The following is a 24,905-nucleotide window of genomic DNA, read 5'->3' on the forward strand; positions in this document are numbered from 1 at the left end:
TGGCTAACCGGATTAAACGCTGAGACCGCCGAATAGCGTCGGCATGTCGAGCGGGCGGAAGCCGTAATGGGTCATCCAGCGGACATCGGCGTTGAAAAAATCACGCAGGTCAGGCATGCCGTATTTCAGCATTGCGATGCGGTCGAGGCCCATGCCCCAGGCAAAGCCCTGATATTCATCCGGGTCAAGCCCGCCAGCGCGCAGCACATTGGGGTGCACCATGCCGCAACCGAGGATTTCCATCCAGTCCGTGCCTTCGCCGAACTTCACGATTGGGCCAGAACGGTCGCACTGGATATCCACCTCGAAGCTCGGCTCCGTGAAGGGGAAGAAGGACGGGCGGAAGCGCATGACGACGCTGTCGACCTCAAAGAAGGTCTTGCAGAATTCTTCCAGAATCCAGCGCAGATTGCCAACATGCGCCTTCTTGTCGATGACAAGGCCTTCGACCTGATGGAACATCGGCGAATGCGTGGCGTCGGAATCCTGGCGATAGGTTTTGCCCGGAATGACGATGCGGATCGGTGGCTTCTGGCTTTCCATGGTGCGGATCTGCACGGGCGAGGTGTGCGTACGCAGCACCTTGCGCTCGCCGTTTTCATCCGGTGGCAAGAAGAAGGTGTCGTGCATTTCGCGGGCCGGATGACCTTCCGGGAAATTCAGCGCCGTGAAGTTATAATAATCGGTCTCGATATCGGGACCTTCCGCAATGGAGAAGCCCATATCCGCAAAGATGGCGGTGATTTCATCGACGATCTGGCTGATCGGATGAATGCGGCCGCGCTCGGCCGGAGACTGGCGGACCGGCAGGCTGACATCCACCGTTTCCGCCTTAAGCCGGGCGGCGATGGCCTCATTCTTCAGCGCGTTCTTGCGCTCGCTAATGAGGTCGGTGATTTCGGTCTTGAGCTGGTTGATGGCAGCCCCACGGGTCTGGCGCTCTTCCGGCGTCATGCTGCCAAGCGTCTTCAAAAGCTCCGAAACCGAGCCTTTCTTGCCAAGCGCGGAGACGCGCACGGCTTCGATGGCCGGCTCATCGGCAGCGGCGGCGATCTCCGACATCAGTTGCGATTTCAAGGTATCAAGTTCAGTCATCTTTTCCTGCCTTGCCGGACTTTTTTACAGCGGCGTCGGTGTTCACAGCATTCATCAGATAGTCGGTCGCCATGATAAAGCGTCGCAGATCACTACCCATCCGCACGCGCCCGATCAACCGGGCAAGCGGTAAAAATCGCCCGAGAATGCGGGTCAGGCGGCTTAATTCTTCGACTGCCCGGGGTGGGGCGTTTTCAAGCCAGCGTGAAAAGGCCGCATCGCGGGTTTTAGGGGCATCACAGGCACGGGTCGCGACCTGCAGAAACAGCAGCCAGATATCGCGGGCCTGCGCCGTTTCAAGCGGCATGACCTCCTGCGGGCGCTCCTCGAAATCCATGAAACCGACACGGCCGTCCTTTAAAAAGAAATCACGCACATGCGGGCGACCGTGGCAGAGGCCTGCAGCATGCAGCTCGCCGAGCGCTTCTGCGGATTTCACAAGCAAGGCGTCATGCTCCACCGGATCGGACGACTTCAGCGCATCCATCCGCTCCATGATCGTTGGGCCGACATCTCCCAGCACCACCGCCGTACGTGAAGAATAGATCAGCGGCGGAACCGGGAAGCCGCGTTGCTGGAACTGCTGCAATGTTTCCAGTTCTCGCTGCATGAGGCCGGCACCATCAAGCGGTTCGGAAGGACGAAGAAAAGTGTAGGGCAGAAGTTTCGACAGCAGCTTCTGCATTTTCATCCACCAGGTCACCCGTTCCGTGCCCTGCCGTTTGATCCACACCGTCAGCTGCGAAAGCTCGACCTTCTGAATGCGCCGGTCACTTTTCAGGAGGACGCGCATCACGGTTGCGATGTCATCGTCTTCGAGATGAACGCGAAAACCTTCCGCTTCCACAACCTCACTTTTATTGACCAGCATTTCCATCCACCAAGGGTTTCGCTCCAAACGGCGTGAATACTCCAACTCTTCTAAATTTCTAAATTAAAAAATACCGATGGAAATTATCAGCAACTCAAAACGAAAAACCCGCGCCGGTTTCCCGACGCGGGTTTCAAATGAACAACAGATTGTCCGCGCCGTAATTACTTTACAGCGGTTTCAAACTCGTTGGCCGTGCCGGCATCCTTGAGGTACTCAAGCGCCTTCTTTGCTGCTTCGACGAGCGCGCCGAATGCTGCCGGCTCATGGATAGCCATGTCGGACAGAACCTTGCGGTCGACTTCGATGCCAGCCTTGTTCAGGCCGTCGATGAAGCGGCCATAGGTCAGGCCGAATTCGCGAACAGCAGCGTTGATACGCTGGATCCACAGAGCGCGGAAGTTGCGCTTGTTAACCTTGCGGTCGCGGTAGGCGTACTGCTTGGAACGATCCACGGCAGCCTTTGCTGCGCGGATGGTGTTCTTGCGGCGGCCGTAGAAGCCCTTGGCTGCCTTGAGTGTCTTGGTGTGCTTGGCGCGGGAAGTTACGCCACGTTTTACGCGTGCCATGTCATGATCTCCTTAAAGTGTCCAAAAGTGCGGAAAAGTCTCAGAGACCGTTCGGCAGGTAGTTCTTGACGACCTTCTTGCCGTCAGCTTCGGCGAGAACCATGGTTCCGCGCGCGTCGCGAATGAACTTGTTGGTACGCTTGATCATGCCGTGGCGCTTACCGGCGGCAGCTGCAACAACCTTGCCGGTGGCGGTGATCTTGAACCGCTTTTTTGCAGCGGACTTCGTCTTCATCTTGGGCATTTTGCTACTCCGTTTTTGTATCGAAACAGGCAGACGAGGCCTATTTCAAGCTATTCAGGAACGGCCTCGGCATGCCCTGCCGGACCGTTCGGACGCGCGCTTATAACCGCAGTCGGCTAAAAGCGCAACGGGGAAAGCAAACTTCCCCTTGCGATGGCTATTCATGCGGCCTTAAAAGGCTGGCGCAAGTTATTTCGGGGCGAGAACCATCATCATCTGACGGCCTTCGAGCTTCGGCTCGGCTTCCACCTTGGCAATCGCCTGGGTGTCTTCCTTCACCTGGAGGAGAAGCTTCATGCCGAGTTCCTGGTGGGCCATTTCACGGCCACGGAACTTCAGCGTCACCTTCACCTTGTCACCTTCGTCAAAGAAACGGTTCATCGCCTTCATCTTCACGTCATAATCATGCGTGTCGATGTTGGGGCGCATCTTGATTTCTTTGACTTCGACGATCTTCTGTTTCTTGCGCGCTTCAGCGGCCTTTTTCTGGGTCGAGTACTTAAGCTTGCCGAGATCGAGGATCTTGCATACCGGCGGCTCTGCGTTCGGCGAAATCTCGACGAGATCGAGACCGGCCTCTTCCGCCATTTTCAAAGCCTGATCCGTCGGCATGCTACCGAGGTTCTGGCCCTCTTCATCAATAAGCTGAACTCTGGGAACCCGAATTTCCCGGTTGGAGCGCGGCCCCTCCTTGACGGGGGCATCGGCTTTGAAAGGTCTGCGAATGGTCGTATTCTCCTGATCTGTTTCTGGATCACGTCAACAAAAAACAGCTTGTTTGGTACAAGTGGCGGAAATGTCGTTATTGCCGCGGCGAAGTCAATAGCATATCTGCCCGAAAAGATCACCTGTTGCCACGGATTTTGCAAATACGCCGCCGATATTGCAGGAAAATCAGGAGAATTGCATATACATGACCGAACAAGCCATTGAATTTCTGCATATAGGAATGGGCGATGACGCCCGCAACATTGCCTTCCTTCATCGCCGCGCAACATCGCAACAGGACGCGCCCATGCTCGTCTGGTTGGGCGGATACCGTTCCGATATGACGGGCACCAAGGCAATTGAGCTTGACCGCTTCGCCGCGGACAACGGCCTTGGTTGCCTGCGCCTCGATTATTCCGGGCACGGGGCTTCCGGCGGTGATTTCAACAAAGGCACGATCTCGAGATGGCTCGAAGAGGCACTAGCGGTGGTGCGTGCAAAAGCGCCGTCACGGGTCATTCTCGTTGGCTCGTCGATGGGTGGATGGATTGCATTGCGCATGGTCGAGGAGCTTCGCAAGGCGGGCGGCGCACCCTCCGTCGCCGGTCTGGTTCTCATCGCGCCTGCGCCGGATTTCACGCAGGAGCTGATAGAGCCGAGCCTTTCGGATGCGGAAAAAGCCTCTCTCGCAGAACGGGGTTACTTCGAGGAACATTCGGAGTATAGCCCCGAGCCCAACATCTTCACCCGCGCACTGATGGAAGACGGAAAGCAGAACCGCGTGCTCACGGGCATCATCATCACCGGCTGCCCCGTCCACATCCTGCAGGGCATGCGTGACCCAGACGTTCCCTATCAGCATGCTTTGAAACTCATCGAACATCTTCCTGCCGACGATGTGGTGCTGACGCTGATCCGCGACGGAGACCATCGGCTTTCCCGACCGCAGGATATCGAGCGGATGCTCGCAGCTGTCAAAGCCCTTGCAATATAGGCATTTGCGCAACGCTCTTAACCATATTCAGCGAGTCTTGAGGGCCGCCGTTTGCTAATGATTGACTCGCACCCCCGATCCCTCTTAACTTTTCATTAAGAATTTAAGGGACGGGTTTCATGATGAACGCACCGCTGGCGCGTGCGCTGCTGTTTGCAGTTGCCGCAGGGCTAATGACTGCCGCCTCCGCCACCGCGGAAACCAAGGGAAGCCCTTCCATGGTGACGGGCGGTATTACCTCCCAGCCGATCGGCCATTACGAGTTCTGTCAGAAATATGCCGACGATTGCAACATCCGCAGCAAGGTCACGCCGCCGCCGCGCGTTACCGAATATGGCTGGGGCGTCATTCGCGAGATCAATACGTCCGTCAACACGACCATCGTGGCGATGACCGACCAGGAAATCTACGGCAAGGACGAGGTCTGGGAATATCCGACGACCGCCGGCGACTGCGAAGATTTCGTGCTGCTGAAGCGCAAGAAGCTGATCGAGCGCGGTTTTTCCGTCGCCGATCTGCTGATAACAGTCGTGCGCAAGCCTGACGGCGAAGGCCATGCCGTGCTGACGCTCCGCACCACGGACGGTGATTACATTCTCGACAACCTCACCGACGACGTGAAGCTGTGGACCGACACCAACTACACCTATCTGAAGCGACAGGCGTCCTTCAACACGGGCCGTTGGGTCTCCATCGAGGATGGCCGCGACGTTCTGGTTGGCGCATTGCGCTGACGCTTAAAGTTCCGCGTCTGAGAGATTGGAGCCCGCGGTAGCGGGCTCTTTCTTTTCTCACCCGTTACCGATGATAATACCCGCCGCGAGCACCAGCGAACCACCCAGCACCACCTGAAATACGGCGCGAAGAAACGGCGTTTCCATGAAACGGTTCTGAATGAAGGCGATAGCCCAGAGCTCCACGAAAACAACGATGGCGGCAATCGCCGTTGCTGTCCAGAAATGCGGAATGAGATAGGGTAGCGCGTGGCCGAGACCGCCAACGGCCGTCATGATACCCGAGGCCAGGCCGCGCTTCAGCGGTGATCCACGGCCGGAAAGCTTGCCATCGTCGTGGGCGGCCTCTGTGAAGCCCATGGAGATACCCGCACCGACGGAGGCGGAAAGACCGATGAGAAAGGTCTGCCAGGTATCCTGCGTTGCAAAGGCGGCCGCAAAGATCGGCGCGAGCGTTGAAACGGAACCATCCATCAATCCCGCGAGACCGGGCTGCACATAGGTCAGAAGAAATTGCCGCCTTGCGGTTTCCGCCTCTTCGGTCTTGCCATCCTCATCGAGATGTTTCTCTTCCAGCATCTGCGCGATGTCTTCATGCCCCCGCTCCGCCTCGGCCAGATCGCCGAGGAGCTTGCGCGTCGAGGCATCGCTGGTGCGTTTGACGGCCTCATCGTAAAAACGGATTGCCTGGGCTTCCATCAATTCGGCTTGGGCGCGGATTTTTTCCAGCGACAGATTCTTCACCAGCCAGTCCGGGGTGCGCTCATAAAAACCACGTACATGTTCGCGACGGATGAGCGGGATCGTCTCTCCGAAACGGCGGCGATGCATGTCGATCAGCACGTTTCGATGCTGCTGCTCAACCTCGGCCATATCATCGAAGACTTTCGCCGATTGCGGATATTGCACACGCAGATGATCGGCATAGGAACGATAGATGCGGGAATCGTCTTCTTCAGACGAAATTGCGAGCGCTAGGATTTCCTGTTCGCCAAGGGAAGAAAAGGGACGTTTGGACAGGGAGAAAAAACTACGAAACATGGCTGAAACCTTTTTTAGAATAATTCTAAATACATCTCCGCCCCGACAGGATCAAGTCATTTTAGAATAATTCTAACAAGGCAAAGGGTCGCATTGCGGGTCGCATCGCAGCAGGGTAAATTCGCCCAAAAAGGAAACACCATGCAAGACGACATTGCGGCCAGAGCCACCCACAGCGCAGAAATTCAGGACAAGGCGGAAAAAGCCATGGCTGCGATCGGCGTGGATGCCGGATTTATCGATGTGTTGGTGGAAACATTTTACGGACGCGTTCTCGCCCATCCCACGCTCGGCCCGGTTTTTGATGCACGGCTTGACGGGCGCTGGCCGGAACATATGACAAGGATGAAACAGTTCTGGGCGGCAGTGGCCTTCAAGAACGGCGGTTACGGCGGCAAGCCCGTGCAGGCGCATCTCGGCGTAAAGGGCATGTCGGCGGAGCTTTTCCCGCAATGGCTTGCGCTTTTTTCAACCACGCTCGACGATATCGCGCCGAGCAGACAGGCCCATGACTGGTTCATGGAAACGGCCGAACGCATCGCCAGAAGCCTGACACTTTCGCTGTTTTACAATCCCGCACTGGACGACCCGACGTTGATGCGCAGCAAATGATACGGAGAGACGTGAAGAAGCAACATTCGCCAAGCATTACCGATGATCACGCAAGTTTCGAACATTCCCTCTTGATGACCGCAAGGATAAATGATTAGTAGCCGGCGGGAGGCGTACCGTACGGTTCGCCCGTCATATGCAGACATAGCAGGGCTTATCGACATGGATCGCAGATCATTTATCCGCAAGGCGGGCGCTCTTAGCGCCGGTGTTACAGCAACGGCGCTTGCCGCTCCGGCCATTGCACAGGAAAATCCCAAGATCACCTGGCGCATGACATCGTCCTTCACCAAGGGCCTCGACATTCTTTTCGGGGCCGGCCAGATCGTCGCCGACCATGTCAAGGAAGCCTCCGGCGGCAACTTCGTCATTCAGCACTTTGCCGGCGGTGAAATCGTGCCAGCGTTGCAGGCGGCGGACGCGGTGACGGCCGGAACCGTCGAAATGGCGCATACCTGCGCCTATTATTACGTCGGCAAGGACCCGACCTTCGCACTCGGCACCTCGGTTCCCTTCGGCCTCAACGCGCGCCAGACAAATGCCTGGTTCAATCAGGCCGGCGGCAATGAGCTGCTCAATGAATTCCTTGCCCAGCACAATATCTATTCGATCCTTCTCGGCAATACCGGCGCCCAGATGGGCGGCTGGTTCCGCAAGGAAATCAACACGATCGATGACCTCAAGGGTCTGAAGATGCGCATTGCCGGCCTCACCGGCCAGGTGATGCAGAAGGTTGGCGTGACACCGCAGCAGATCGCCGGCGGCGACGTTTATGCCGCGCTGGAAAAAGGCACGATCGACGCTACCGAATTTGTCGGCCCCTATGACGACCAGAAGCTCGGCTTCTACAAGGTCGCAAAATACTACTACTATCCGGCATGGTGGGAAGGCGGCCCGGCCGTTCATGCCTTCGTGAACCTGCAGAAGTTCAATGAACTGCCCGAGAACTACAAGCGCATTCTGAAGGATGCCTGCGCCGCCGGCAGCGCCAGCATGCTGGAACGTTACGATGCGCGCAATCCGCAAGCCCTGAAGGAACTCGTGGCGCAGGGCGCTATCTTGCGCCCGTTCAGCCAGGAAATCCTCGATGTCTGCCATAAGGCGGCGCAGGAAACCTACGCGGATATTTCGGCCAAGAACGAGAGCTTCAAGAAAATCTACGAGAGCCAGCAGGCCTTCAAGAAGGACGCTTATCTCTGGGCGCAGATCGCTGAATATACCTACGACACCTACATGATGATCCAGCAGCGTAACGGCACGCTCTGATTCCCATCATTTCCCGACGATCTTCAAACGGTCATCCGGCATCTGCCGGGTGGCCGTTTTGTTTGGCGAGACCAGCTTCCATACCTGCCGTTCACGCCAGTCCACCGGGCTCATGCCGGTGACGCGGCGGAATTCCCGGTTGAAGTTGGACTTGGTCTGGAAACCCGAGGAAAACATGATCGCCGTTACCGATTGCTCCGTCTCTTCCAGCAGCCGGCACGCTTCGCGGATACGAAGTTGGTTGACATATTGCGAGACATTGACGCCGAGGGAACGATTGATGGCCCCGGAAATCTGCCGGCTTGGCAGGCCGAGGCGTCTGGCCAGCCGCGTCAGATTGAGGTTCTCGTCACGGTAAAGCGCCTGTGTTGTCATCACTTGGTCGAGGCTTGCCACAATGTCTCGATCCTGTTTCGATGGTTCCACCGAAAGCGGCGATTCCTCAGCAAGCTCTATAGCCGCTCGCGGTGCTTTGCTTTTTCCAGCCATAGCGGCCATCAGACCGATCAACAACAGCCCGAAAAGATTGGCATTGCTGACGAGTGCGGCGACATTCTCTCCGTGCGCCCCTTCAAAATCGAGAAACACCAGAAGGTCGAACAGTGCCGAAACGCAAAGGGCAATGGCAGCAACGATGAGCGCCCCATGCGCCGAACTGACGCTGGCGAATTGCGCCTCGTCCAGCCCATCCGGCCCCCTTCCTCCAAGAAGAAGCAATGCGGCGGCATGGCCGACAAAGATGAGGATCAAGGCAAGATCGATCGCCACCGGCAGGGCGAACTCGAGAACGATAATCAACAGAGGCGAGAGCACAAGACCTGCCAGCATCGTCCTTCTGCTGTCTGCCCCGACCCTCATCAAGCCGCGAAAGGCGATATAGACAAGTGGTGGCAGGCAGGCGGCGAGAACCGGCAGGACATAACGCACGGCATTGACGCCATACCCCCAGCGCAGGCCGACAAGAACCGATTGCGCCGCACAAAGCGCGATCAGGGCCAGAAAGGCGCGGTTCGTCCGCACATCGTCTCCGCCTCGGAAAAAGACGATGAACATGACGACCAGCAGAAGCGCCACGACGAATGGCAGGGGAATGAAAAGCACGAAAGAATATCCCGGATCGACGATCTATTGCTCTGTCATGGACCAAATCGCGTTTCGGTACGACCTCAAACGTGATCAAGGACGCATTTATACGTCCAAAAGAGAGAACGGGAGCATCCACCTTGTCAAACGGAGAAGCTCTCATGACACTGAAAAACACCCTCGTCGCACTTCTGGTATGCGCGGCGTTTTCCTCGCAGGCATTGGCTGCTGATGACGTTGGACTTCTGAACGTCCCGGTGTCCTCCAAGGCGCGCAACACGGACCTTGATGTGACAATTTGGTATCCGGCCAAAAGCGGGACCGGCACGCCCGCTCTTTCTGGCGATAACCGCATATTTCAGGGGATGGCAGTGCGGAAGGACGCGTCCATCAAGGACGGACATTTCCCACTCGTGCTGATCTCCCATGGTTCCGGCTCGCGCGCGGAGGCCATGGCCTGGATTGCGGCGAAGCTCGCTAGCGAAGGCTTCATCGTTGCTGGAACCAACCATCCCGGCACGACCAGCGGCTATTCCACACCTGCGGACACGCCGAAAATCTGGGAACGGACAGACGATCTTTCCTCGATTCTCACGGCGCTGACGACGCAAGGCAAATGGTCGAGCGTCATTGATGCGCAGAGGATCGGCGTCCTTGGGTTTTCGCTGGGCGGCAGCGCGGCAATGGAGATTTCGGGCGCACGCGCCGATCTCAACGCGTATAGGCGCTATTGCGAGGATTATGCGGCGATGATGGATTGCCAATGGTTCGCCGGCGGCCGGGGTTATGTCAATAACGAGCCGGTCAGCGTGCCGAAGCTCGACCTCAGAACCATCGATAAGACGCAGTTCGAGCAGCAGAACCGCGATCCCCGCATCCGTTCCGCCGTGCTCGTCGATCCCGGCCTGGCGCTCGCCTTCCAGCTGGAGGGCCTGAAACAAATCGATATTCCACTGACCTTCATTAATCTCGGCGGCAAAGGGAAAATACCGCCAGCTGTGCTGGCTGACAAACTCGCAGCCGAGGTGCCCGGTTCAACCTATCAGCAGGTGGATGAGGCAAACCATTTCAGCTTTCTGCCCCTTTGCAAGCCGGAAGCCGATGCGTTTCTCAAATCCGTCGGTGAGCGCGATCCGATCTGCGAACCGGCCGGGGCGCGCGACCGTGCAGATATTCATGCTGAACTGGAAAAGATGATTGTTGCCGCCTTCAACCGCACGCTGAAGCCAGGGCAATAGGCAGCCTAAACGCTCTGGCCGATCCGCTTGTAAAACAGGGTCGTGCCGCAATAACGCCCATCGGGAAACAGGGCGTAGTCAGGAATGACGCCGACCCGCTCCCACCCGAGACGGGGATAGATCGCCTCCGCATCGCTGCCCGTGGCCGTATCCAGCACCAGAAGGGTGCGGCCACGCTTCGCCGCCTCTTCTTCCACCTTCTGCATGAGTTCGCGGGCAAGTCCGAGACCGCGCGCCGAGGGATGCACGAGAAGCTTCATCAGATCGCCGCGATGCGGCTGGTTGGGTTTGGAAGCCAGGCCCACCTGTACGGTGCCCACCACCATGCCATCCACTTCCGCCACCACATGAATTGTGCCGCCTAGTCCCACGGCAGCTGCCACATCCCGCCAAAATGACTCGGCGTCCTGTGGGGAAAAGGGCAACATGAAACCAACGGATGCGCCGCCGTTCACGCAGGTGGAGAGGACTTCGCAGAGTTCCGGCAGGACGTCGAGCGTCTCTTGCCCGTTCAACACGCGGATTGTGGCCATAAAAACTCCTGTCAGGAAAAATCAGCGCTGTCTTTGATCCAGCACGACGGCATAACGGGCAGGTTTTTCGGAAGGATTGTGAAAGACATGCCCTTCTCCAACCGGCATGAAAAGGCAATCTCCGGGTTCCATCAGATGCACGACATCGCCGCTCGTCATCTCCAGAACGCCTTCGAAGAGCCAGACATATTGCATCATGCCCCGGCTTGCCGCATGCGGCGGAAAACCGACACGCGTGCCTGCTGGAAATTCGACTTCAACGATATCAACGTCAGACCCCATACGTGGCGGGGAGATGGCGCGGCGTACATAGCCCGTCTCCGGATCTTTCCAGAGCTGCTGATCGCGCTTTCTCACCAGGGGGGAAACAACCTCTTCGTCTTCGGCGAAGAAACCGGAGAGCGACAGGCCAAGTGCTGCGCAGATGCGGGCGAGCAGCGACGCCGTGGGGCTCGCCTCTCCACGTTCGATACGGGAAATCATCGCTCGGCTGACGCCGGATTCGGACGCTAGCCTGTCCAGCGTCAGGCCGTTTTCAGCCCGCAACGTTTTGATCCGCTCGCCGATCGAGCGGTCGAGAATATGATCTTCGTTTTCCATCATATGAGAATTGCATTCTCATATGATGGAGTCAATATCCATGATAGTGGAAATTGTGACCGTTTTCGCCGCCGGTTGCTCCGCGACAAATAGAGGTGTCAAGCGCCGACCTGGGCAATCCAATCGTTGAGGTTATAGTAGTTCGTTACTCGGCTAACTTTTCCGTCCTTCAGGTCGAAAAAGGCACCGGCTGGCAGGACGTATTTTTGGCCATTAGCCTCGGGCAACCCTTCGTCGGTCTTGAGATATTGGCCGTTCACGACGAATTCGGCGGATGCGCGTTTGCCGTCATCGCTCGCCATGATCACCATATCGGTGAGGTTTTCCCTATAGCAGCGGTTCATGTGGTCCATGAAGGAGGCAAAGGCGGCCTTGCCGGTCTGGCGCTCGCCCTGATTGATGTCATGCACCACTTCATCGTGAAGCAGCGCCAGGAAGGCATCCATGTCCTGACGGTTGAAGGCATCGTAATAGGCGCGGATGGTCTCGGCAGCGGTCATCGTCTTCTCCGTTCATGCTTGCGCGGGTGTTCCATGACGGTATAACCAGTGCAACCGAGAGTGAAAATGCCCATGACCGTCGAAATCAAGTCTCTTTCCGGCATCGACGCCGCGCATCATTTCGATGACCTCGCGCGCCTGCGGATCACCGTATTCCGTGCCTTCCCCTATCTCTATGACGGCTCGCTGGACTATGAGCGAAAATATCTCGCGACCTATGCCGATACGGACGGCGCGGTCTTCGTGCTGGCGCTCGATGACGGCAATGTGGTCGGCATGTCGACCGGCATGCCGATGGCGGCAGAGACCGAAGAGGTGAAGGCGCCCTTCGTCAAGGCGGGTTACGATCCGGACCGGATATTTTACTTCGGTGAAAGCGTGCTGCTGCCCGGCTATCGTGGTCACGGGATAGGAGTGCGCTTCTTCGAGGAGCGGGAGGCGCATGCAAAGAGGCTCGGCTTTGATCGCTGCACCTTCTGTGCGGTCGAGCGGCCCGCCGACCATCCGCGTCGCCCGGCGGATTACGTGCCGCTGAATGCCTTCTGGGAAAAGCGGGGTTATCGCCACCATCCCGAATTGCGCACCAGTTTCACATGGCAGGATCTCGACGAAAGCAGCGAAAGCGCAAAACCGCTGTCCTTCTGGATGAAGAACATTGCCGGAGACGGAAACGAATGACCCGGTTAGCCGCCAGCCAATATGCCATCGAACTGATCGAAACATGGGAGGCCTATGCCGCGCATCTTTCCGCCATCGTCCGCGAGGCCAAGGAAAAGGGCGCGGAACTGCTGCTGCTGCCGGAATATTCGGCGATGGCGCTGACCGGACAGTTGCCGCCCGACGCCCGCTCCGATCTGCATCGTTCCATCGAAGAGATACAGCCGCTGATCCCTTCCTGGGTGGAGCTTTGCGAGGAGCTGGCGCGGCAACATCAAATCCTCTTCCAGCCGGGCAGCGCCCCGGTGAAGGATCCGGACGGCAAGTTCCGCAACCGCGCATGGCTGTTTGGCCCGGATGGCCTGATCGGTTATCAGGACAAGCAGATCATGACCCGCTTCGAGCGGGAGCAATGGAACATTCATGCCGGCGTGGAGGGCCTGAAAGCCTTCGAGACCCCGATCGGCAGGCTCGGCATCCTTATCTGTTACGACAATGAGTTTCCGATGCTGGGCCGCAGGCTGGCGGAGCTCGGCGTCGAACTTGTTCTCGCCCCCAGCTGCACCGACACGCTGGCGGGCGCCTACCGGGTTCGCATCGGCGCGCAGGCACGGGCGCTGGAAAATCAATATGCCATCCTCTCCTCCCCTACTGCGGGCGAGGCCCCATGGTCTCCCGCCGTCGATGAAAATTGCGGCCGCGCCGCCCTTTATGTGCCGTCAGACTATGGCATGCCGGCATCCGGCATCATTGCGGAAAGCGAGTACGATGCGGTCACACAAAGCACGTTGCTGATCGCAGATATCGATCTTGCCGCCGTTGCAAGGCTGCGCACCGAAGGACAGGTGGCCACCCGGCGTGACTGGCCGGAGCAATTTGCGATCTGAAAGCCCATTTTAAAGGGCTTTTAACCAAATTCCCGCTTTGCGGCATGACAAGCCCCTGCTATAGCGCGGGACATGAGCACAAATTCGACCCGCACGCCCCTGGACCATATCCGCAACTTCTCGATCGTTGCCCACATCGATCACGGCAAATCGACGCTGGCCGACCGGTTGATCCAGTCGACGGGCGGCCTTGCCGAACGCGACATGTCGGAACAGGTTCTCGATTCGATGGATATCGAGCGCGAGCGCGGCATCACCATCAAGGCACAGACCGTGCGCCTGCATTACAAGGCGAATGATGGCGAAACCTATGTGCTGAACCTCATCGACACGCCCGGCCACGTCGATTTTGCCTACGAAGTGTCCCGCTCGCTCTCGGCCTGCGAAGGCTCGCTGCTGGTGGTCGATGCGTCGCAGGGCGTGGAAGCCCAGACGCTCGCCAACGTCTATCAGGCGATCGACAATAATCACGAACTGGTCACGGTGCTCAACAAGATCGACCTGCCGGCGGCCGAACCCGACCGTATCAAGGAGCAGATCGAGGAAGTGATCGGCATCGATGCTTCCGACGCCGTGATGATTTCGGCCAAGACCGGCCTTGGCATTCCCGATGTTCTCGAAGCCATCGTCCACCGCCTGCCGCCGCCGAAGAGCGATGTCGGCGAAAACGGACCGCTGAAGGCACTGCTGGTGGACAGCTGGTACGACACCTATCTCGGCGTCATGGTTCTGGTGCGTGTCATCGATGGCGTGCTGAGCAAGGGCCAGCAGATCCGCATGATGGGCTCCGGCGCGAAATACGGCATTGAGCGCGTCGGTGTGCTGACCCCGAAGATGGTCACTGTCGATAGCCTCGGCCCCGGCGAGATCGGCTTTATTACCGCGTCGATCAAGGAAGTGGCCGATACGCGCGTCGGCGATACCATCACCGACGACAAGCGCCCGACAGCGCAGGCCCTGCCCGGCTTCAAGCCCGCGCAGCCCGTGGTGTTCTGCGGTCTCTTCCCGGTCGATGCAGCCGACTTCGAGGATTTGCGCGCGGCAGTGGGCAAGCTCCGCCTCAACGACGCCTCCTTCTCCTTCGAAATGGAATCGTCGGCCGCTCTCGGTTTTGGTTTCCGCTGCGGCTTCCTCGGCCTGCTGCATCTCGAAATCATTCAGGAACGCCTCGAGCGCGAGTTCAATCTCGATCTCGTCGCCACCGCACCTTCGGTCGTCTATGAAATGACGCTGACCGATGGCACGGAGAAGGAACTGCACAACCCGGCCGATATGCCTGACGTCGTGAAGATCAAGGAAATCCGCGAGCCGTGGATCAAGGCGACGATCATGACGCCGGACGAATATCTCGGCGGCATCCTGAAACTCTGTCAGGACCGGCGCGGCCTGCAGACGGAGCTGACCTATGTCGGCAACCGTGCAATGATCACCTATGAACTGCCGCTCAACGAAGTGGTGTTCGATTTCTACGACCGGCTGAAATCCATCTCCAAGGGTTACGCTTCGTTCGATTACAACATCATCGACTATCGCGCTGGCGATCTCGTCAAGATGTCGATCCTCGTCAATGGCGATCCGGTGGATGCGCTCTCCATGCTGGTGCACCGTTCGGCGGCCGACCGGCGCGGGCGCGGCATGTGCGAAAAGCTGAAGGAACTCATTCCGCCGCACATGTTCCAGATTCCGATCCAGGCGGCCATTGGCGGCAAGGTCATCGCCCGCGAAACCGTGCGCGCCCTGCGCAAGGACGTGACGGCGAAGTGCTACGGTGGCGATGCGACGCGCAAACGCAAGCTTCTGGACAAGCAGAAGGAAGGCAAGAAGCGCATGCGCCAGTTCGGCAAGGTGGAGATTCCGCAGGAAGCCTTTATCGCCGCTCTCAAGATGAACGACGAATAAGCGGCAATCACTGCATCGCTATCGAAGGGAGGCCCACAGCCTCCCTTTTGCGTTTAGGGTCACGCGTGCAACTTGGCACCCTTGGTGATCTTGTCGACGATCTTCCTGTCGGCCCTCAGCGCCATGCCGACCACCTTGGCATCATCAGGAGAAAATTCCGAAAATACCTGGCGGTTGGCGACATCGTGCCCGGTGGCGAACATTTCCTCGATATAAAGCGATGTCGTGACGTCGCGCTCGAGGGATCGCTGGTGGATTTTGCGCAACGCCTCCTGATCCGTAGCCATGACCACAATCGGCTGAATGGACAGGGGATTATAGACGTTGCCCGCCCCGTCGCGGTATGGTTCGCCGATGATCTCTCGTGCCTGGGCGACGATCCCGGACATGAGAAATGCGGTAACGTTCAGTTTTTGCCACACGGCAAGGTCATCGCGAAGGATGACGGCGATCTTGGTATCAAACATGCGAACTCAATCTGGCTGTGGTTACGAAAGAGAAACGATCCTAGCGCCTCGGGGCGTCGGCGATCTTGAACGTTCGTGCAAATTCGAAGGGATCGTGCAGGCGCCCTCCAGCGAAGGCATAGAACGCATCGAAGCGCGCTTTCATGGCAACGCCTATGCGCCGCACCGTCATGATACCTATGCGCTGGGTGTCACGCTTTCCGGCGTCCAGACCTTTTCCTATCGGGGGAAATCGCATTTCAGCATGCCCGGAAAGGTAATCGTGCTGCATCCGGACGAAGTTCACGATGGCGGCGCAGGCACCGATGAAGGGCTGCGCTACCGTATGCTTTATCTTCCGCCCGAAAAAACGACTGAGGCGGGATATAATGCGCTGCCCTTCGCCCAAAATCCCGTCATCGAAGATGAGGAATTCCGGCGATGCCTCATTGAGGCGCTTGGCAATCTGGAAGGCGAGCCGGACAATCTGCTTCTTACCGACTGGCAGTCAAGACTGGCGGACTTGCTCTGGAAACATTCAAACGGAAGCGCCAGAACCATCAAACGGATCGACCGTATCGCCGTTTTGCGGTGCCGGGACTATCTGCTGGAGAATAGCGCCGGCACCGTCGGCTCTCAAGAGCTGGAACGGATAAGTGGGCTCGACCGCTTCACGCTCTTTCGGCACTTTCGTTTCCTGTTCGGCACAAGCCCGCACCGCTATCTCATCATGCGCCGACTGCAAAAATGCAAGGACATGATGCGTGCGGGTGCGGGGCTTGCGGAAACGGCATTTGCCTGCGGTTTTGCGGATCAGGCGCATTTTACCCGACACTTCAAAAATGCCTTTGGCATGCCGCCGGGACGCTGGCTCAACCTTGTTTCGAATTGATCATTCCGGAAACAGGATCGACCGGTGAGCCGCAGCACCCGCCATGGCGCCGTCTCCCACCGCGAGGGCGACCGAGCCGGCAGGCCTTGCCACGTCACCGCAGGCGAAAATACCGGGGGCGGTGGTCTGTTTCATCGGGTCTGTCACGATGCTTGATCCCATGGGCCCTTCCTCCACAGCGCAGCCAAGTTTTTCCAGCCAGTTCGAGGCGATACGCAATTTCGGCTGGGTGAAAAGGCCAGCCAATGCGATGCTGCGTCCATCCGCCAGAACGACATCCGCATGCCCCGTAATTTCCCGGATGCGGGTTGTTTCCACCCGCACGCCGCGCTTTGACAACAATGCGTTCTGGTCCGCATCCGGCTCGAAGACGCCGTTGGTGAAAAAGGTCGTCTCGCCCCAGTCGGGCAGCATCAATGCGTGGTGAATGGCCAAAGGTGAAGCGGCGATGACGCCGATCTTTCCCTGATTGAGCTCGTAACCATGGCAATAGGGGCAATGGAAGACCGAAGAGCCCCAACGCTCTTTCAGCCCGGCAATTGCAGGCAATTCATCGGCGACGCCCATAGCGAGGATGAGCCGGTCCGCAGTCTCACGACGGCCGCCATCGATCTCGATTACAAAATCGCCGAAGGAGCCTTCGGCATCGGTCACCCTGCCCTCAGCCCAATCTATGGTCGGGTAGCGTTCGATCTGGCGGCGCGCCTCGGTGATAATTTCACCCGGCGCCTTGCCATCCTGACCGAGAAAACCGTGGGAATGGCTGGCGAAACGGTTTCTCCGTTCACCTGCGTCCACCACCAGAATGTTTTTTCTGGCGCGTCCAAGCTGCAGGGCGGCTGAGAGGCCGGCATAGCTGCCGCCGATAATGATGACGTCGAATTTCATGATGCACCCATCGTTTCAGGAGGGAGGCGGAAGTGCCCGTTCGTTTCACGATACTTATATTGTTACGTGATTTTCGGAGTCAATAGTCACGCAACTTATATTGTTACGTCACATCGAAAATGATATCGTCGTTGTAAACAAGCGGGTTTGGACAATGAGACACGACACGCGCCTTTCACGGGTGCTGCATATTCTGATCCATATGGAAAATCATAAGGGTGCAGCGACATCCGAGAGCATCGCAGCGATGCTTCAGACCAATCCGGTGGTGGTGCGCAGGACAATGGCGGGCTTGCGAGAGCATGGTTACGTCTCGTCGGAAAAAGGCCATGGCGGTGGGTGGGTGCTGGCGCGGCCGCTCAGCGAAATCACGCTGCTCGATATTTACCGGGCGCTTGGCGCGCCGGAACTGTTCTCGATCGGGTTGGCTGGCGACAACCCGAACTGCGTTATCGAACAGGCTGTCAATGCAGCACTTTTTGATGCCATGAAAGAAGCGGAAAACATTCTGCTGTCCCGTTTCGGAGGCATTGCCCTTTCGCAGCTGGCGCAAGAGTCCATCAGCCGCTGGTCCAGGGTTTCCAACCACCCTTCCGCGATGGAACAGCTTTAGGGGGCGGGAAAGGGGCCATCTCGCAAAGAAAAACCGCCTGCCCTGAGGCAGACGGTTTTATTGTATGAGTAGGCTCGTTACGGCTGGGTCTGCGTGCCGCCCGTATTCGGGCTTGCCGGTGCAGTATCGTTCGCAGGCGGTGTTGCCGGAGCGGTCGGAGCCATGGGGGCCGGTGCCTGATCCGTTGCCGCAGGCGGCGTGGTGGAGGATGTCGTGGCCGGATCGGTGGTCGGGCCGCTCATCTGCGACCAGGCGAAAACGCCCACCAATACGACGACGATGATCGCCAACCACGGCACCCAGGACGACGACGTGCGGGCACGCGGTTCATTGCTGATATTCACTTCCGGACGAAGATCGCGGTCCGGACGCGGGTTGTTGGGATCGAATGTCATGGTGTTTCCTCCTCTTCATTCTGCGGAGAAAACGACGTTCACGAGATTTTGTTCCGATTTGGCCCAGAACGCTTACGACAGACGAGGCTCAACCGCCTGCTGAAGCGCCTCCGCCAGCACCGTCATGACCTGCGGACCTGCCATTTGCGACACGTTGAAACGCATGAAACCGGACGCGCTCTGTGAGGAACTGAACACATTGCCGGGGGCCAGCACCACCTGCCGCGAAAGGGCGCGGCGCGCCACATCGGCGGCATCAACCCCGTCCGGCAGGCGGCACCACAAAAACATGCCCGCCTGCGGTTCGATCCACGGCACACATCCACCCGACCTGAGACGCGCCGCCACCTCCGGCATCGCCGCTGCAAGACGCTGCCTGAGCGCCTCGACATGTTTGCGGTAGCTGCCATCGGTCAAAAGCGAGAGGATGAGCGCCGCCGAAAAATGCGTTCCGCCAAAAGTGGTGGCGATCTTGAGATCGGTTAGAGGGTCTACCCATGCCATGGGTGCTGCGATGAAACCGCACCGTACGGAGGCCGACAGGGTTTTTGAAAAACTGCCTATCTGGACGACGCGGTTCAGACCGTCAAAGGCAGCCAGCCGGGGCGCTGCCTGGGTTTCGAAATCGGCAAAAATATCATCCTCGATGATGGTCAGCCCCACCTGCTCTGCGAGCATCAGCAGGCGATGGGCGGAAACGGCGGAAAGCCTTGCGCCTGTCGGATTATGAATTGCGGAATTGGTGATATAAAGCCGGGGCTGATGGTCTTTCAGCGCCTGCTCGAAGAGTTCCAGGTCCGGTCCGGTCGGCGTATAGGGAACACCGACGATCTTTACCCTGTGCGCCCGCAAGAGGGCGTGGAAATTGAAGTAACACGGGTCATCGACAACAACCGTATCCCCCGGTTGCAGCAGGAAACGGCACAAAAGATCGATCGCCTGCGTGCCTGAATCGGTGAGCATGATCTGGTTGAGGCCCGCCTGCACCCCGTGTTCGGCCAACCTGCGCGAGAGAAGCTGGCGCAGCGGCAACAGCCCCATCGGGCCACCATAATCCGTCAACAGGGCTGCGTCGGCGCGGGTAAGCCCGCGCATGGCTCGCCTCAACGCCTCCTGCGGCATCCACGATGTGGGAAGCCAGCCGCAACCGGGTTTGGCGAGAACGGAACTTTCATCCAGCGCCTGCCGTGAAACCCACAAAGGATCCACCGCCCTGTCCAGCTGCGGTTCGATATCGGCAAGCGACAGGGGCGCAAGCGGACCCGAAACGAAAAAACCGGAGCCGGGGCGCGAGCTTATCGTGCCATCGGCCACCAGCCGATCGTAGGCCTCGACAATGGTGGAGGTGGAAACCTGCATGGTCTTCGCCAGCGCCCTGACCGATGGCAGGCGCGCGCCCGGCACGAGGCTGCGCGAGGCGATGCGTTGCCGCACACTTGCCATCACCTTTTCTATGCGCGTGCCCGCAGCAATCGGTCCGTCCACACTTCCTCCAACTGTACCGCTTGCGATACCATAACAGTTTATTGAAATTGTATATGATTGTCGCTGTTCCTGCCAGCCATTCCGGATCAAGAAAGGCAAAACGCAGGAGTTGACGATGGACAAGACGACGAGCGGCTGGCTGAGCGGCCTGACAGGCGTGGTGATATTCAGCGGTTCGCTGCCCGCGACGCGCATTGCGGTAACGGGTTTCGATCCGGTTTTCCTGACTGTCGCCCGCGCCAGCATTGCCGGCCTGCTGGCGCTGGCGCTGCTGTTTCTGTTCCGGCAAAGGCGCCCGGCGCGCGATGACCTGACATCGCTTTTCATCGTCTCACTGGGTGTTGTGGTGGGCTTCCCGCTGCTCACAGCGCTGGCCCTGCGGCATGTTACCTCGGCGCATTCCATCGTTTTTGTGGGGCTCTTGCCGCTCGCAACGGCAATCTTCGCGGTGCTGCGCGGCGGAGAACGCCCACGCCCGGTGTTTTGGCTCTTTTCCTGCCTTGGAAGCGCGCTTGTTGCGGGGTTTTCCCTGTCGAATTCGTTGGCCGCCGGTGTCGAGGCCTCGCTTGCCGGCGACCTGCTGATGCTCGGGGCAATCATCGTCTGCGGGCTCGGCTATGCGGAGGGTGCTGCCCTTTCCCGCAAGCTGGGCGGCTGGCAGGTCATTTCCTGGGCGCTGGTTCTTTCCCTGCCGGTCATGCTGCCGCTTGCTTTCTTTACCGGGCCGGAAACGCTTGCCGGCATCGAGCCGCAGGCCTGGGCCGGCCTTGCCTATGTTTCCCTGTTCAGCATGCTGATCGGCTTCATCTTCTGGTATCGCGGACTGGCGCTTGGCGGCATCGCCGCCGTGGGCCAGCTGCAATTGCTTCAGCCCTTCTTCGGGCTGGCACTTGCCGCAACCCTGCTGCATGAGGAGGTGAGCCCGGCCATGATCGCCATTACGCTTGTGGTGGTTCTCTGTGTTGCAGGCGCGCGGAAATTCGCGCGCTGACGGCTGCCATCGTCAGCTCGAACGATGTCAGCTCGAACGACGCTCCACCCAGCGATGCCATGCGTCCTCGCTGCCGTTGAAGACGTTGAGATCGATGCGGCCATCGACGCCATGCGACAGGCCGGAACCGGAATATTGCCAGAACAGCCACTTGCGGCCGGGATACACCACGGACGGATGCTGGGCAACGGCGCGCAGCCAGAAGGGATAATTCTGGAATTCGCCCTTGAGGTTGTCCTTGTAAAAATCGGGCGCCGTATAAATGATCGGCCGCTGGCCGTAATGGCGCTCGAGCTTGTCCATGAAGACGCGCATCTTTTCCAGAACGCGCTCACGCGAATGGCGCATCTTGCAACTCGATTCGCCGTTATATTCCACATCAATGACAGGCGGCAGCGCATCTGGATCGCGCGGTACATTACGAATGAACCAGTCCGCCTGTTCGCTGGCGTTACGGCACCAGTAGAAGAAGTGGTAAGCACCGCGGCGAATACCCGCTTCCTTCGCGCGCTGCCAGTTGGTGCGGAACATCGGATCGAGATGATCGCCGCCATCCGTCGCCTTGATGAAGGCGAAATTGGCGCCGCGTGTGCGCAGCTGCGGCCAATTAATATTGGCCTGCCAACGGGATACATCCACCCCGTGGACCTGAAAATGACGCGGCTGGACCCTGCCGAAATTGATCGGCTTGGCATCGCTGAAGCTGGAGCGGAAAATGCGTGAACGAACCTGCGCACCGGCGCTCGCCGCCGGCGCCGCAGCCATGGCCAACTGGACCGGACGCTCCATCTGGTTGATCGTGGGGCGCTCCGCCGGCCGCACCATTCCCGCCGCCTGTGACGGAACCGGCAAACGGATTTCAGGTGCATTCTGCGTTAACGACGCCCTGGGGGTGACAGCGGAAAAGGCTTTGGGTTCGTCAGGCACCGGCCCACCCCATGCCAGAACTTCCTGCCGTGGCTGAGCGGCGATGGCCTGGGTACCGACGCCTGCCTGCGGCACCGGTGCGGATGGCGTGACCGAACTCGTCGTTTCCTTTGAAGGCAAGCCCGCCATCAGGCTTTCCGGCCCGGAACTGGACGTGCAGCCTCCAAGCAGGAAGCAACCGAAGAAGAGTGCTGGCACAGCCGATGAACGCATGAGAACCCGTACGCAAAACAAATCGGGGGCGCTCTGATGCCGCCCGGAGACCTCGAAATACAAATGCTAACGGAAGATTATCAAAAAAGACTGAATCTTATCTTTACGTCGGCACCCGCCAATACGCCCGTCATTTCTGGCAGGCGAAACGGATCGAATTCTCGCGCGGCGGCGCGGTTCAGGCCGTCATGGCGGTCAGATCGACAGTGTCGGCGCCGGGGGAATTTCTCTTGATCGATTCGATCGCATGGATGGCCGAAGCTTTTGCCTTGTATCCTTCCGACGAGAACATTGTTTCCCCGTTGGATGCCTTGAAGCGGAACCGGTATTCGCCGGCCTTGTCCTGGTAGATTTCAAATTTGTACATGATGTTTGCGTCTCCTTTCGCGCCGTAGTCCATCAGCCGCAACTCTGTTCGGCCTCGATCACTTTCGCAACGGAAAATCGGCGATCTGAATGAGCCGTACCCAGGCTCGAGCGATTTCCAGTCCGGCTGCATCCGCCATTTCTGCGCGCGGGCCACGATGGTCACGATAATTCCCCAGCCAGCCCGGGGACATTCTTTCGACGGAAGCAGGAAACGCTTCGCACCAGCCATCAACCACGGTGGTCGAGGCCTCGAAATGGAATTGCGTGCCATAGACTGCCCGGCCGATGCGAAAGGCCTGATTTCGTGTCGCGCCATTGGTCGCAAGCCGCGTGGCGTCCGGCGGAAGCGTAAATGTATCGCAATGCCACTGAAAAATAGGGAAGGTCTTTTCCAGCCTGGCCAATAGCGGATCGGACACGCCCTCTTCCGTCAGGGAGACATCCTGCCAACCGAATTCCGGCGGACCTGAGAGAATATTCTCTCCGCCATAGGCGCGCGCCAGCAACTGGCTGCCGAGGCACACACCCAAGACCGCCTTGCCAGCATCGCCAAAGGCTTTCATGAGAAGGGCGAGATCGGCAAGATAGGGATAAAGCGCATCGTCAAGCGCGTTCTGTTCGCCGCCCAGAACGACAAGCGCATCATGGTCGGCGGCATCCCTTGGGAGAGGCTCACCCGCATAGGCGCGGATGACATGGATTTCCGCCGCCGCTTCTTGCAGCGCGACACCGAGCTGCCCATGCGGCGTACCCGCCATATTTTCTATAATTGCGACGCGCATGAAACCTCGTGGAGACGGCATGGATTCAACCGGCCAAAAGTACCGATCAAATCAAGCTTCACCACGAGAAAAATCGATTTTCAAGAGCCGCAGCAACGTCCTTGTGACAATAGGTGGATTCTGAAGCGATACGCCCTAGAATTCACGCGCCAGCTTGGCGTCTACCGAATGCCGGTTGCCGCCGCGAACGGCGAAGAACAGGAAAATCGCGGCCCACAGAATCGATTTTTCCGCGCCGCCCAGACCTTCCGCCTTTACGATGCCGTGAAAATAAACCGTTACCAGAAGAACGATCATGGCAGCAAAGGACGCAGGCCGTGTAAACAGGCCGATAGCGACCAGAATTCCTCCGAAAAATTCCGTGGCAGCAAGCAGCGGCGACCAGAAGACGCCTGGATAAAAGCCGAGGCTCTCCACCATGCCGACTGCGCCAAAAGGATTGACGATCTTGCCGACCCCATGGGTAACGAGAAGAAGTCCTGCCGTGACGCGCAGGATCGTCTCCACCAGATCATGCGTCGCATTATAAAGCGGTGCGACCGCCGGAACGAAAAGACGCTGACGATTATTCTCGAACTGGGCCATAGGATCTCCACGTTGCAGCCTTCGACAGCTTCTCTGTTCGCAAAGCCGCATGGTAAGAACAAGGGTGCACCCGATAAAAACATGAGTGCTATAGTTGACATTATCGTGAGCATTTTTCCTGCCGGGCAGCGAAGGAGACGTGAGGATGACCGAAACCAAACCCCGCATAACCATCCGCTATTGCACACAATGCAACTGGCTGCTTCGGGCAGGGTGGATGGCGCAGGAAATCCTGCAGACCTTCGCTTCTGATGTCGGCGAAGTCAGCCTCGTTCCCTCAACCGGCGGTCTGTTCGAGATCACCGTTAACGGCACGACCATATGGGAACGCAAACGCGATGGCGGTTTTCCCGGCCCAAAAGAACTCAAACAAAGAATCCGTGACATCATCGACCCGGAACGCGACCTCGGCCATGTGGACAGAACGAAGCACGAAGGCCTCGACATTTGACCCGGCGACATGTTTCAACAAGGCCAACCAAGTTTTTTCCCTTTAAAATCAATGATCGTCATAAAAGTTCAAAAAGTCTGTTGACACCGGGCGGCTGCCCTCGTACATCGCTCTCCGTCGCCCAGATGGCGGAATTGGTAGACGCGCCAGCTTCAGGTGCTGGTACTCGCAAGGGTGTGGAGGTTCGAGTCCTCTTCTGGGCACCATTCCATTTTTGATCTTAGCCAGATCAAATACTTAGCCGAAAAATAGCAACATATAGCCGACCGGTAAACGCCGGGAAGCGTGTTGCTTTTTCGCCTTCCCACCGATGGGAAAACCCGAAAGAAGGCCGCTC

The 24,905-nt window shown here is 58.3% G+C and carries 30 protein-coding genes and 1 tRNA gene; 13 read left to right on the forward strand and 18 right to left on the reverse strand.

The genetic code is table 11. The features are described from left to right. Nucleotides 1-12: 12 nt before the first annotated feature. The 5 genes from pheS to infC all read right to left on the reverse strand — a co-directional run bounded on the left by pheS (nt 13) and on the right by infC (nt 3,505). Nucleotides 13-1,095, reverse strand: a complete 1,083-nt coding sequence (pheS, locus tag ACQZ48_RS16330; RefSeq protein WP_191217327.1) for a phenylalanine--tRNA ligase subunit alpha — start codon at nt 1,093-1,095, stop codon at nt 13-15. Next, entirely contained in the window at nt 1,088-1,966 is an 879-nt protein-coding gene (locus ACQZ48_RS16335; RefSeq protein WP_191217326.1) for a lipopolysaccharide kinase InaA family protein, read from the reverse strand. Before ACQZ48_RS16335 ends, pheS begins: the two co-directional genes overlap by 8 nt. A 164-nt stretch (nt 1,967-2,130) precedes the next feature. Further along, on the reverse strand, nt 2,131-2,535 hold the full coding sequence (rplT, locus tag ACQZ48_RS16340) for a 50S ribosomal protein L20 (RefSeq protein ID WP_003493358.1): 405 nt from the start codon (nt 2,533-2,535) through the stop codon (nt 2,131-2,133). A 40-nt stretch (nt 2,536-2,575) separates the two neighbouring features. Continuing rightward, nucleotides 2,576-2,779 (reverse strand): 50S ribosomal protein L35, encoded by a 204-nt coding sequence (gene rpmI, locus ACQZ48_RS16345; protein WP_003493355.1) that lies wholly within the window; start codon nt 2,777-2,779, stop codon nt 2,576-2,578. Nucleotides 2,780-2,968: 189 nt separating this feature from the next. After that, nucleotides 2,969-3,505 carry a translation initiation factor IF-3 gene (gene infC, locus ACQZ48_RS16350; RefSeq protein ID WP_077224822.1) on the reverse strand — a complete coding sequence of 179 codons (537 nt, stop codon included), beginning with the start codon at nt 3,503-3,505 and terminating at the stop codon, nt 2,969-2,971. A 187-nt stretch (nt 3,506-3,692) separates the two neighbouring features. On the opposite strand from infC, the gene ACQZ48_RS16355 reads away from it, so the two are divergent. Together ACQZ48_RS16355 and ACQZ48_RS16360 are read left to right on the forward strand one after the other, a co-directional pair. Continuing rightward, nucleotides 3,693-4,481: an alpha/beta hydrolase gene (locus ACQZ48_RS16355; RefSeq protein WP_191217325.1), complete on the forward strand. Its 789-nt coding sequence runs from the start codon at nt 3,693-3,695 to the stop codon at nt 4,479-4,481. A 119-nt stretch (nt 4,482-4,600) separates the two neighbouring features. Next, nucleotides 4,601-5,215, forward strand: a complete 615-nt coding sequence (locus ACQZ48_RS16360; protein WP_142913744.1) for a transglutaminase-like cysteine peptidase — start codon at nt 4,601-4,603, stop codon at nt 5,213-5,215. A 57-nt stretch (nt 5,216-5,272) separates the two neighbouring features. Here the strand turns inward: ACQZ48_RS16360 and mbfA are convergent, their stop codons facing one another. Then, on the reverse strand, nt 5,273-6,256 hold the full coding sequence (mbfA, locus tag ACQZ48_RS16365) for an iron exporter MbfA (RefSeq protein WP_448729038.1): 984 nt from the start codon (nt 6,254-6,256) through the stop codon (nt 5,273-5,275). A 141-nt stretch (nt 6,257-6,397) separates the two neighbouring features. Here mbfA and ACQZ48_RS16370 point away from each other — a divergent pair, with 141 nt between their 5' ends. Both ACQZ48_RS16370 and ACQZ48_RS16375 read left to right on the forward strand, forming a co-directional pair. Next, a complete protein-coding gene (locus ACQZ48_RS16370; protein ID WP_191217324.1) occupies nt 6,398-6,868 on the forward strand; it encodes a truncated hemoglobin in 471 nt (156 codons plus the stop codon). A 162-nt stretch (nt 6,869-7,030) separates the two neighbouring features. Continuing rightward, on the forward strand, nt 7,031-8,134 hold the full coding sequence (locus tag ACQZ48_RS16375) for a TRAP transporter substrate-binding protein (RefSeq protein ID WP_077984484.1): 1,104 nt from the start codon (nt 7,031-7,033) through the stop codon (nt 8,132-8,134). Between the two features lie 6 nt (nt 8,135-8,140). On the opposite strand, the gene ACQZ48_RS16380 is transcribed toward ACQZ48_RS16375, so the two are convergent. Then, the gene (locus tag ACQZ48_RS16380; RefSeq protein WP_191217323.1) at nt 8,141-9,235 is read right to left on the reverse strand and encodes a helix-turn-helix domain-containing protein; all 1,095 of its coding nucleotides are present in this window, start codon (nt 9,233-9,235) and stop codon (nt 8,141-8,143) included. Between the two features lie 143 nt (nt 9,236-9,378). Between ACQZ48_RS16380 and ACQZ48_RS16385 the strand changes: the two genes are divergently transcribed. After that, a complete protein-coding gene (locus ACQZ48_RS16385; protein WP_089153266.1) occupies nt 9,379-10,455 on the forward strand; it encodes an alpha/beta hydrolase family protein in 1,077 nt (358 codons plus the stop codon). Between the two features lie 5 nt (nt 10,456-10,460). On the opposite strand, the gene ACQZ48_RS16390 is transcribed toward ACQZ48_RS16385, so the two are convergent. The 3 genes from ACQZ48_RS16390 to ACQZ48_RS16400 form a co-directional block, all read right to left on the reverse strand. Next, nucleotides 10,461-10,988, reverse strand: a complete 528-nt coding sequence (locus tag ACQZ48_RS16390) for a GNAT family N-acetyltransferase (protein WP_142913746.1) — start codon at nt 10,986-10,988, stop codon at nt 10,461-10,463. A 21-nt stretch (nt 10,989-11,009) separates the two neighbouring features. Next, the gene (locus ACQZ48_RS16395) at nt 11,010-11,591 is read right to left on the reverse strand and encodes a helix-turn-helix domain-containing protein (protein WP_191217322.1); all 582 of its coding nucleotides are present in this window, start codon (nt 11,589-11,591) and stop codon (nt 11,010-11,012) included. 95 nt (nt 11,592-11,686) lie between these two features. Beyond that, nucleotides 11,687-12,088, reverse strand: coding sequence for a ketosteroid isomerase-related protein (locus ACQZ48_RS16400; protein ID WP_142913747.1), 402 nt, complete (start codon nt 12,086-12,088; stop codon nt 11,687-11,689). A 72-nt stretch (nt 12,089-12,160) separates the two neighbouring features. Between ACQZ48_RS16400 and ACQZ48_RS16405 the strand changes: the two genes are divergently transcribed. From ACQZ48_RS16405 to lepA, 3 genes are read left to right on the forward strand one after another with little or no spacing between them, the layout of a single operon-like run. Further along, nucleotides 12,161-12,766 carry a GNAT family N-acetyltransferase gene (locus ACQZ48_RS16405; RefSeq protein ID WP_191217321.1) on the forward strand — a complete coding sequence of 202 codons (606 nt, stop codon included), beginning with the start codon at nt 12,161-12,163 and terminating at the stop codon, nt 12,764-12,766. Next, complete coding sequence (locus tag ACQZ48_RS16410; protein ID WP_271364752.1) at nt 12,763-13,632, forward strand: carbon-nitrogen hydrolase family protein; 870 nt, start codon at nt 12,763-12,765, stop codon at nt 13,630-13,632. Before ACQZ48_RS16405 ends, ACQZ48_RS16410 begins: the two co-directional genes overlap by 4 nt. A 60-nt stretch (nt 13,633-13,692) precedes the next feature. Continuing rightward, nucleotides 13,693-15,531: a translation elongation factor 4 gene (gene lepA, locus ACQZ48_RS16415; RefSeq protein ID WP_162520589.1), complete on the forward strand. Its 1,839-nt coding sequence runs from the start codon at nt 13,693-13,695 to the stop codon at nt 15,529-15,531. 59 nt (nt 15,532-15,590) lie between these two features. Here the strand turns inward: lepA and ACQZ48_RS16420 are convergent, their stop codons facing one another. After that, entirely contained in the window at nt 15,591-15,998 is a 408-nt protein-coding gene (locus ACQZ48_RS16420; protein ID WP_077984602.1) for a DUF2000 family protein, read from the reverse strand. Between the two features lie 94 nt (nt 15,999-16,092). Here ACQZ48_RS16420 and ACQZ48_RS16425 point away from each other — a divergent pair, with 94 nt between their 5' ends. Continuing rightward, nucleotides 16,093-16,869 carry an AraC family transcriptional regulator gene (locus tag ACQZ48_RS16425; RefSeq protein ID WP_443388519.1) on the forward strand — a complete coding sequence of 259 codons (777 nt, stop codon included), beginning with the start codon at nt 16,093-16,095 and terminating at the stop codon, nt 16,867-16,869. Here the strand turns inward: ACQZ48_RS16425 and ACQZ48_RS16430 are convergent, their stop codons facing one another. Beyond that, complete coding sequence (locus tag ACQZ48_RS16430) at nt 16,870-17,757, reverse strand: NAD(P)/FAD-dependent oxidoreductase (protein ID WP_077984492.1); 888 nt, start codon at nt 17,755-17,757, stop codon at nt 16,870-16,872. Between the two features lie 154 nt (nt 17,758-17,911). On the opposite strand from ACQZ48_RS16430, the gene ACQZ48_RS16435 reads away from it, so the two are divergent. Continuing rightward, on the forward strand, nt 17,912-18,370 hold the full coding sequence (locus ACQZ48_RS16435) for an Rrf2 family transcriptional regulator (protein WP_077984493.1): 459 nt from the start codon (nt 17,912-17,914) through the stop codon (nt 18,368-18,370). Between the two features lie 77 nt (nt 18,371-18,447). On the opposite strand, the gene ACQZ48_RS16440 is transcribed toward ACQZ48_RS16435, so the two are convergent. Both ACQZ48_RS16440 and ACQZ48_RS16445 read right to left on the reverse strand, forming a co-directional pair. Beyond that, complete coding sequence (locus ACQZ48_RS16440) at nt 18,448-18,765, reverse strand: hypothetical protein (RefSeq protein WP_080791645.1); 318 nt, start codon at nt 18,763-18,765, stop codon at nt 18,448-18,450. 72 nt (nt 18,766-18,837) lie between these two features. Beyond that, complete coding sequence (locus ACQZ48_RS16445; RefSeq protein ID WP_448729039.1) at nt 18,838-20,250, reverse strand: aminotransferase-like domain-containing protein; 1,413 nt, start codon at nt 20,248-20,250, stop codon at nt 18,838-18,840. Between the two features lie 115 nt (nt 20,251-20,365). Here ACQZ48_RS16445 and ACQZ48_RS16450 point away from each other — a divergent pair, with 115 nt between their 5' ends. After that, on the forward strand, nt 20,366-21,241 hold the full coding sequence (locus tag ACQZ48_RS16450) for a DMT family transporter (RefSeq protein WP_137409598.1): 876 nt from the start codon (nt 20,366-20,368) through the stop codon (nt 21,239-21,241). Between the two features lie 27 nt (nt 21,242-21,268). Here ACQZ48_RS16450 and ACQZ48_RS16455 read toward each other — a convergent pair whose 3' ends face one another. The 4 genes from ACQZ48_RS16455 to ACQZ48_RS16470 all read right to left on the reverse strand — a co-directional run bounded on the left by ACQZ48_RS16455 (nt 21,269) and on the right by ACQZ48_RS16470 (nt 24,117). Then, nucleotides 21,269-22,381: a glycoside hydrolase family 25 protein gene (locus tag ACQZ48_RS16455; protein ID WP_142913754.1), complete on the reverse strand. Its 1,113-nt coding sequence runs from the start codon at nt 22,379-22,381 to the stop codon at nt 21,269-21,271. A 178-nt stretch (nt 22,382-22,559) separates the two neighbouring features. Next, nucleotides 22,560-22,748, reverse strand: coding sequence for a YegP family protein (locus ACQZ48_RS16460; protein WP_059759498.1), 189 nt, complete (start codon nt 22,746-22,748; stop codon nt 22,560-22,562). A 58-nt stretch (nt 22,749-22,806) separates the two neighbouring features. Then, nucleotides 22,807-23,532 carry a type 1 glutamine amidotransferase gene (locus tag ACQZ48_RS16465; protein WP_191217318.1) on the reverse strand — a complete coding sequence of 242 codons (726 nt, stop codon included), beginning with the start codon at nt 23,530-23,532 and terminating at the stop codon, nt 22,807-22,809. Nucleotides 23,533-23,667: 135 nt separating this feature from the next. Beyond that, nucleotides 23,668-24,117 carry a DoxX family protein gene (locus ACQZ48_RS16470; protein WP_077984497.1) on the reverse strand — a complete coding sequence of 150 codons (450 nt, stop codon included), beginning with the start codon at nt 24,115-24,117 and terminating at the stop codon, nt 23,668-23,670. A 145-nt stretch (nt 24,118-24,262) separates the two neighbouring features. Here ACQZ48_RS16470 and ACQZ48_RS16475 point away from each other — a divergent pair, with 145 nt between their 5' ends. Further along, nucleotides 24,263-24,568: an Rdx family protein gene (locus ACQZ48_RS16475; RefSeq protein WP_191217317.1), complete on the forward strand. Its 306-nt coding sequence runs from the start codon at nt 24,263-24,265 to the stop codon at nt 24,566-24,568. A gap of 119 nt (nt 24,569-24,687) precedes the next feature. Next, a tRNA-Leu gene (locus ACQZ48_RS16480) sits at nt 24,688-24,774 on the forward strand. Nucleotides 24,775-24,905 lie beyond the last annotated feature (131 nt).

The organism is Agrobacterium sp. 22-209-1 (assembly GCF_053522485.1).

Coding starts and splice junctions, on each gene's coding strand:
- ACQZ48_RS16435 (WP_077984493.1), top strand. CDS start 17,912: ATGAGACACGACACGCGCCTTTCACGGGTGCTGCATATTCTGATCCAT.
- ACQZ48_RS16475 (WP_191217317.1), top strand. CDS start 24,263: ATGACCGAAACCAAACCCCGCATAACCATCCGCTATTGCACACAATGC.
- ACQZ48_RS16465 (WP_191217318.1), bottom strand. CDS start 23,532: ATGCGCGTCGCAATTATAGAAAATATGGCGGGTACGCCGCATGGGCAG.
- rplT (WP_003493358.1), bottom strand. CDS start 2,535: ATGGCACGCGTAAAACGTGGCGTAACTTCCCGCGCCAAGCACACCAAG.
- ACQZ48_RS16455 (WP_142913754.1), bottom strand. CDS start 22,381: ATGCGTTCATCGGCTGTGCCAGCACTCTTCTTCGGTTGCTTCCTGCTT.
- ACQZ48_RS16390 (WP_142913746.1), bottom strand. CDS start 10,988: ATGGCCACAATCCGCGTGTTGAACGGGCAAGAGACGCTCGACGTCCTG.
- ACQZ48_RS16370 (WP_191217324.1), top strand. CDS start 6,398: ATGCAAGACGACATTGCGGCCAGAGCCACCCACAGCGCAGAAATTCAG.
- ACQZ48_RS16375 (WP_077984484.1), top strand. CDS start 7,031: ATGGATCGCAGATCATTTATCCGCAAGGCGGGCGCTCTTAGCGCCGGT.
- ACQZ48_RS16420 (WP_077984602.1), bottom strand. CDS start 15,998: ATGTTTGATACCAAGATCGCCGTCATCCTTCGCGATGACCTTGCCGTG.
- ACQZ48_RS16405 (WP_191217321.1), top strand. CDS start 12,161: ATGACCGTCGAAATCAAGTCTCTTTCCGGCATCGACGCCGCGCATCAT.
- ACQZ48_RS16360 (WP_142913744.1), top strand. CDS start 4,601: ATGATGAACGCACCGCTGGCGCGTGCGCTGCTGTTTGCAGTTGCCGCA.
- ACQZ48_RS16450 (WP_137409598.1), top strand. CDS start 20,366: ATGGACAAGACGACGAGCGGCTGGCTGAGCGGCCTGACAGGCGTGGTG.
- ACQZ48_RS16430 (WP_077984492.1), bottom strand. CDS start 17,757: ATGAAATTCGACGTCATCATTATCGGCGGCAGCTATGCCGGCCTCTCA.
- ACQZ48_RS16460 (WP_059759498.1), bottom strand. CDS start 22,748: ATGTACAAATTTGAAATCTACCAGGACAAGGCCGGCGAATACCGGTTC.
- ACQZ48_RS16410 (WP_271364752.1), top strand. CDS start 12,763: ATGACCCGGTTAGCCGCCAGCCAATATGCCATCGAACTGATCGAAACA.
- ACQZ48_RS16400 (WP_142913747.1), bottom strand. CDS start 12,088: ATGACCGCTGCCGAGACCATCCGCGCCTATTACGATGCCTTCAACCGT.
- pheS (WP_191217327.1), bottom strand. CDS start 1,095: ATGACTGAACTTGATACCTTGAAATCGCAACTGATGTCGGAGATCGCC.
- ACQZ48_RS16335 (WP_191217326.1), bottom strand. CDS start 1,966: ATGCTGGTCAATAAAAGTGAGGTTGTGGAAGCGGAAGGTTTTCGCGTT.
- ACQZ48_RS16355 (WP_191217325.1), top strand. CDS start 3,693: ATGACCGAACAAGCCATTGAATTTCTGCATATAGGAATGGGCGATGAC.
- mbfA (WP_448729038.1), bottom strand. CDS start 6,256: ATGTTTCGTAGTTTTTTCTCCCTGTCCAAACGTCCCTTTTCTTCCCTT.
- ACQZ48_RS16440 (WP_080791645.1), bottom strand. CDS start 18,765: ATGACATTCGATCCCAACAACCCGCGTCCGGACCGCGATCTTCGTCCG.
- rpmI (WP_003493355.1), bottom strand. CDS start 2,779: ATGCCCAAGATGAAGACGAAGTCCGCTGCAAAAAAGCGGTTCAAGATC.
- ACQZ48_RS16395 (WP_191217322.1), bottom strand. CDS start 11,591: ATGATGGAAAACGAAGATCATATTCTCGACCGCTCGATCGGCGAGCGG.
- ACQZ48_RS16470 (WP_077984497.1), bottom strand. CDS start 24,117: ATGGCCCAGTTCGAGAATAATCGTCAGCGTCTTTTCGTTCCGGCGGTC.
- ACQZ48_RS16385 (WP_089153266.1), top strand. CDS start 9,379: ATGACACTGAAAAACACCCTCGTCGCACTTCTGGTATGCGCGGCGTTT.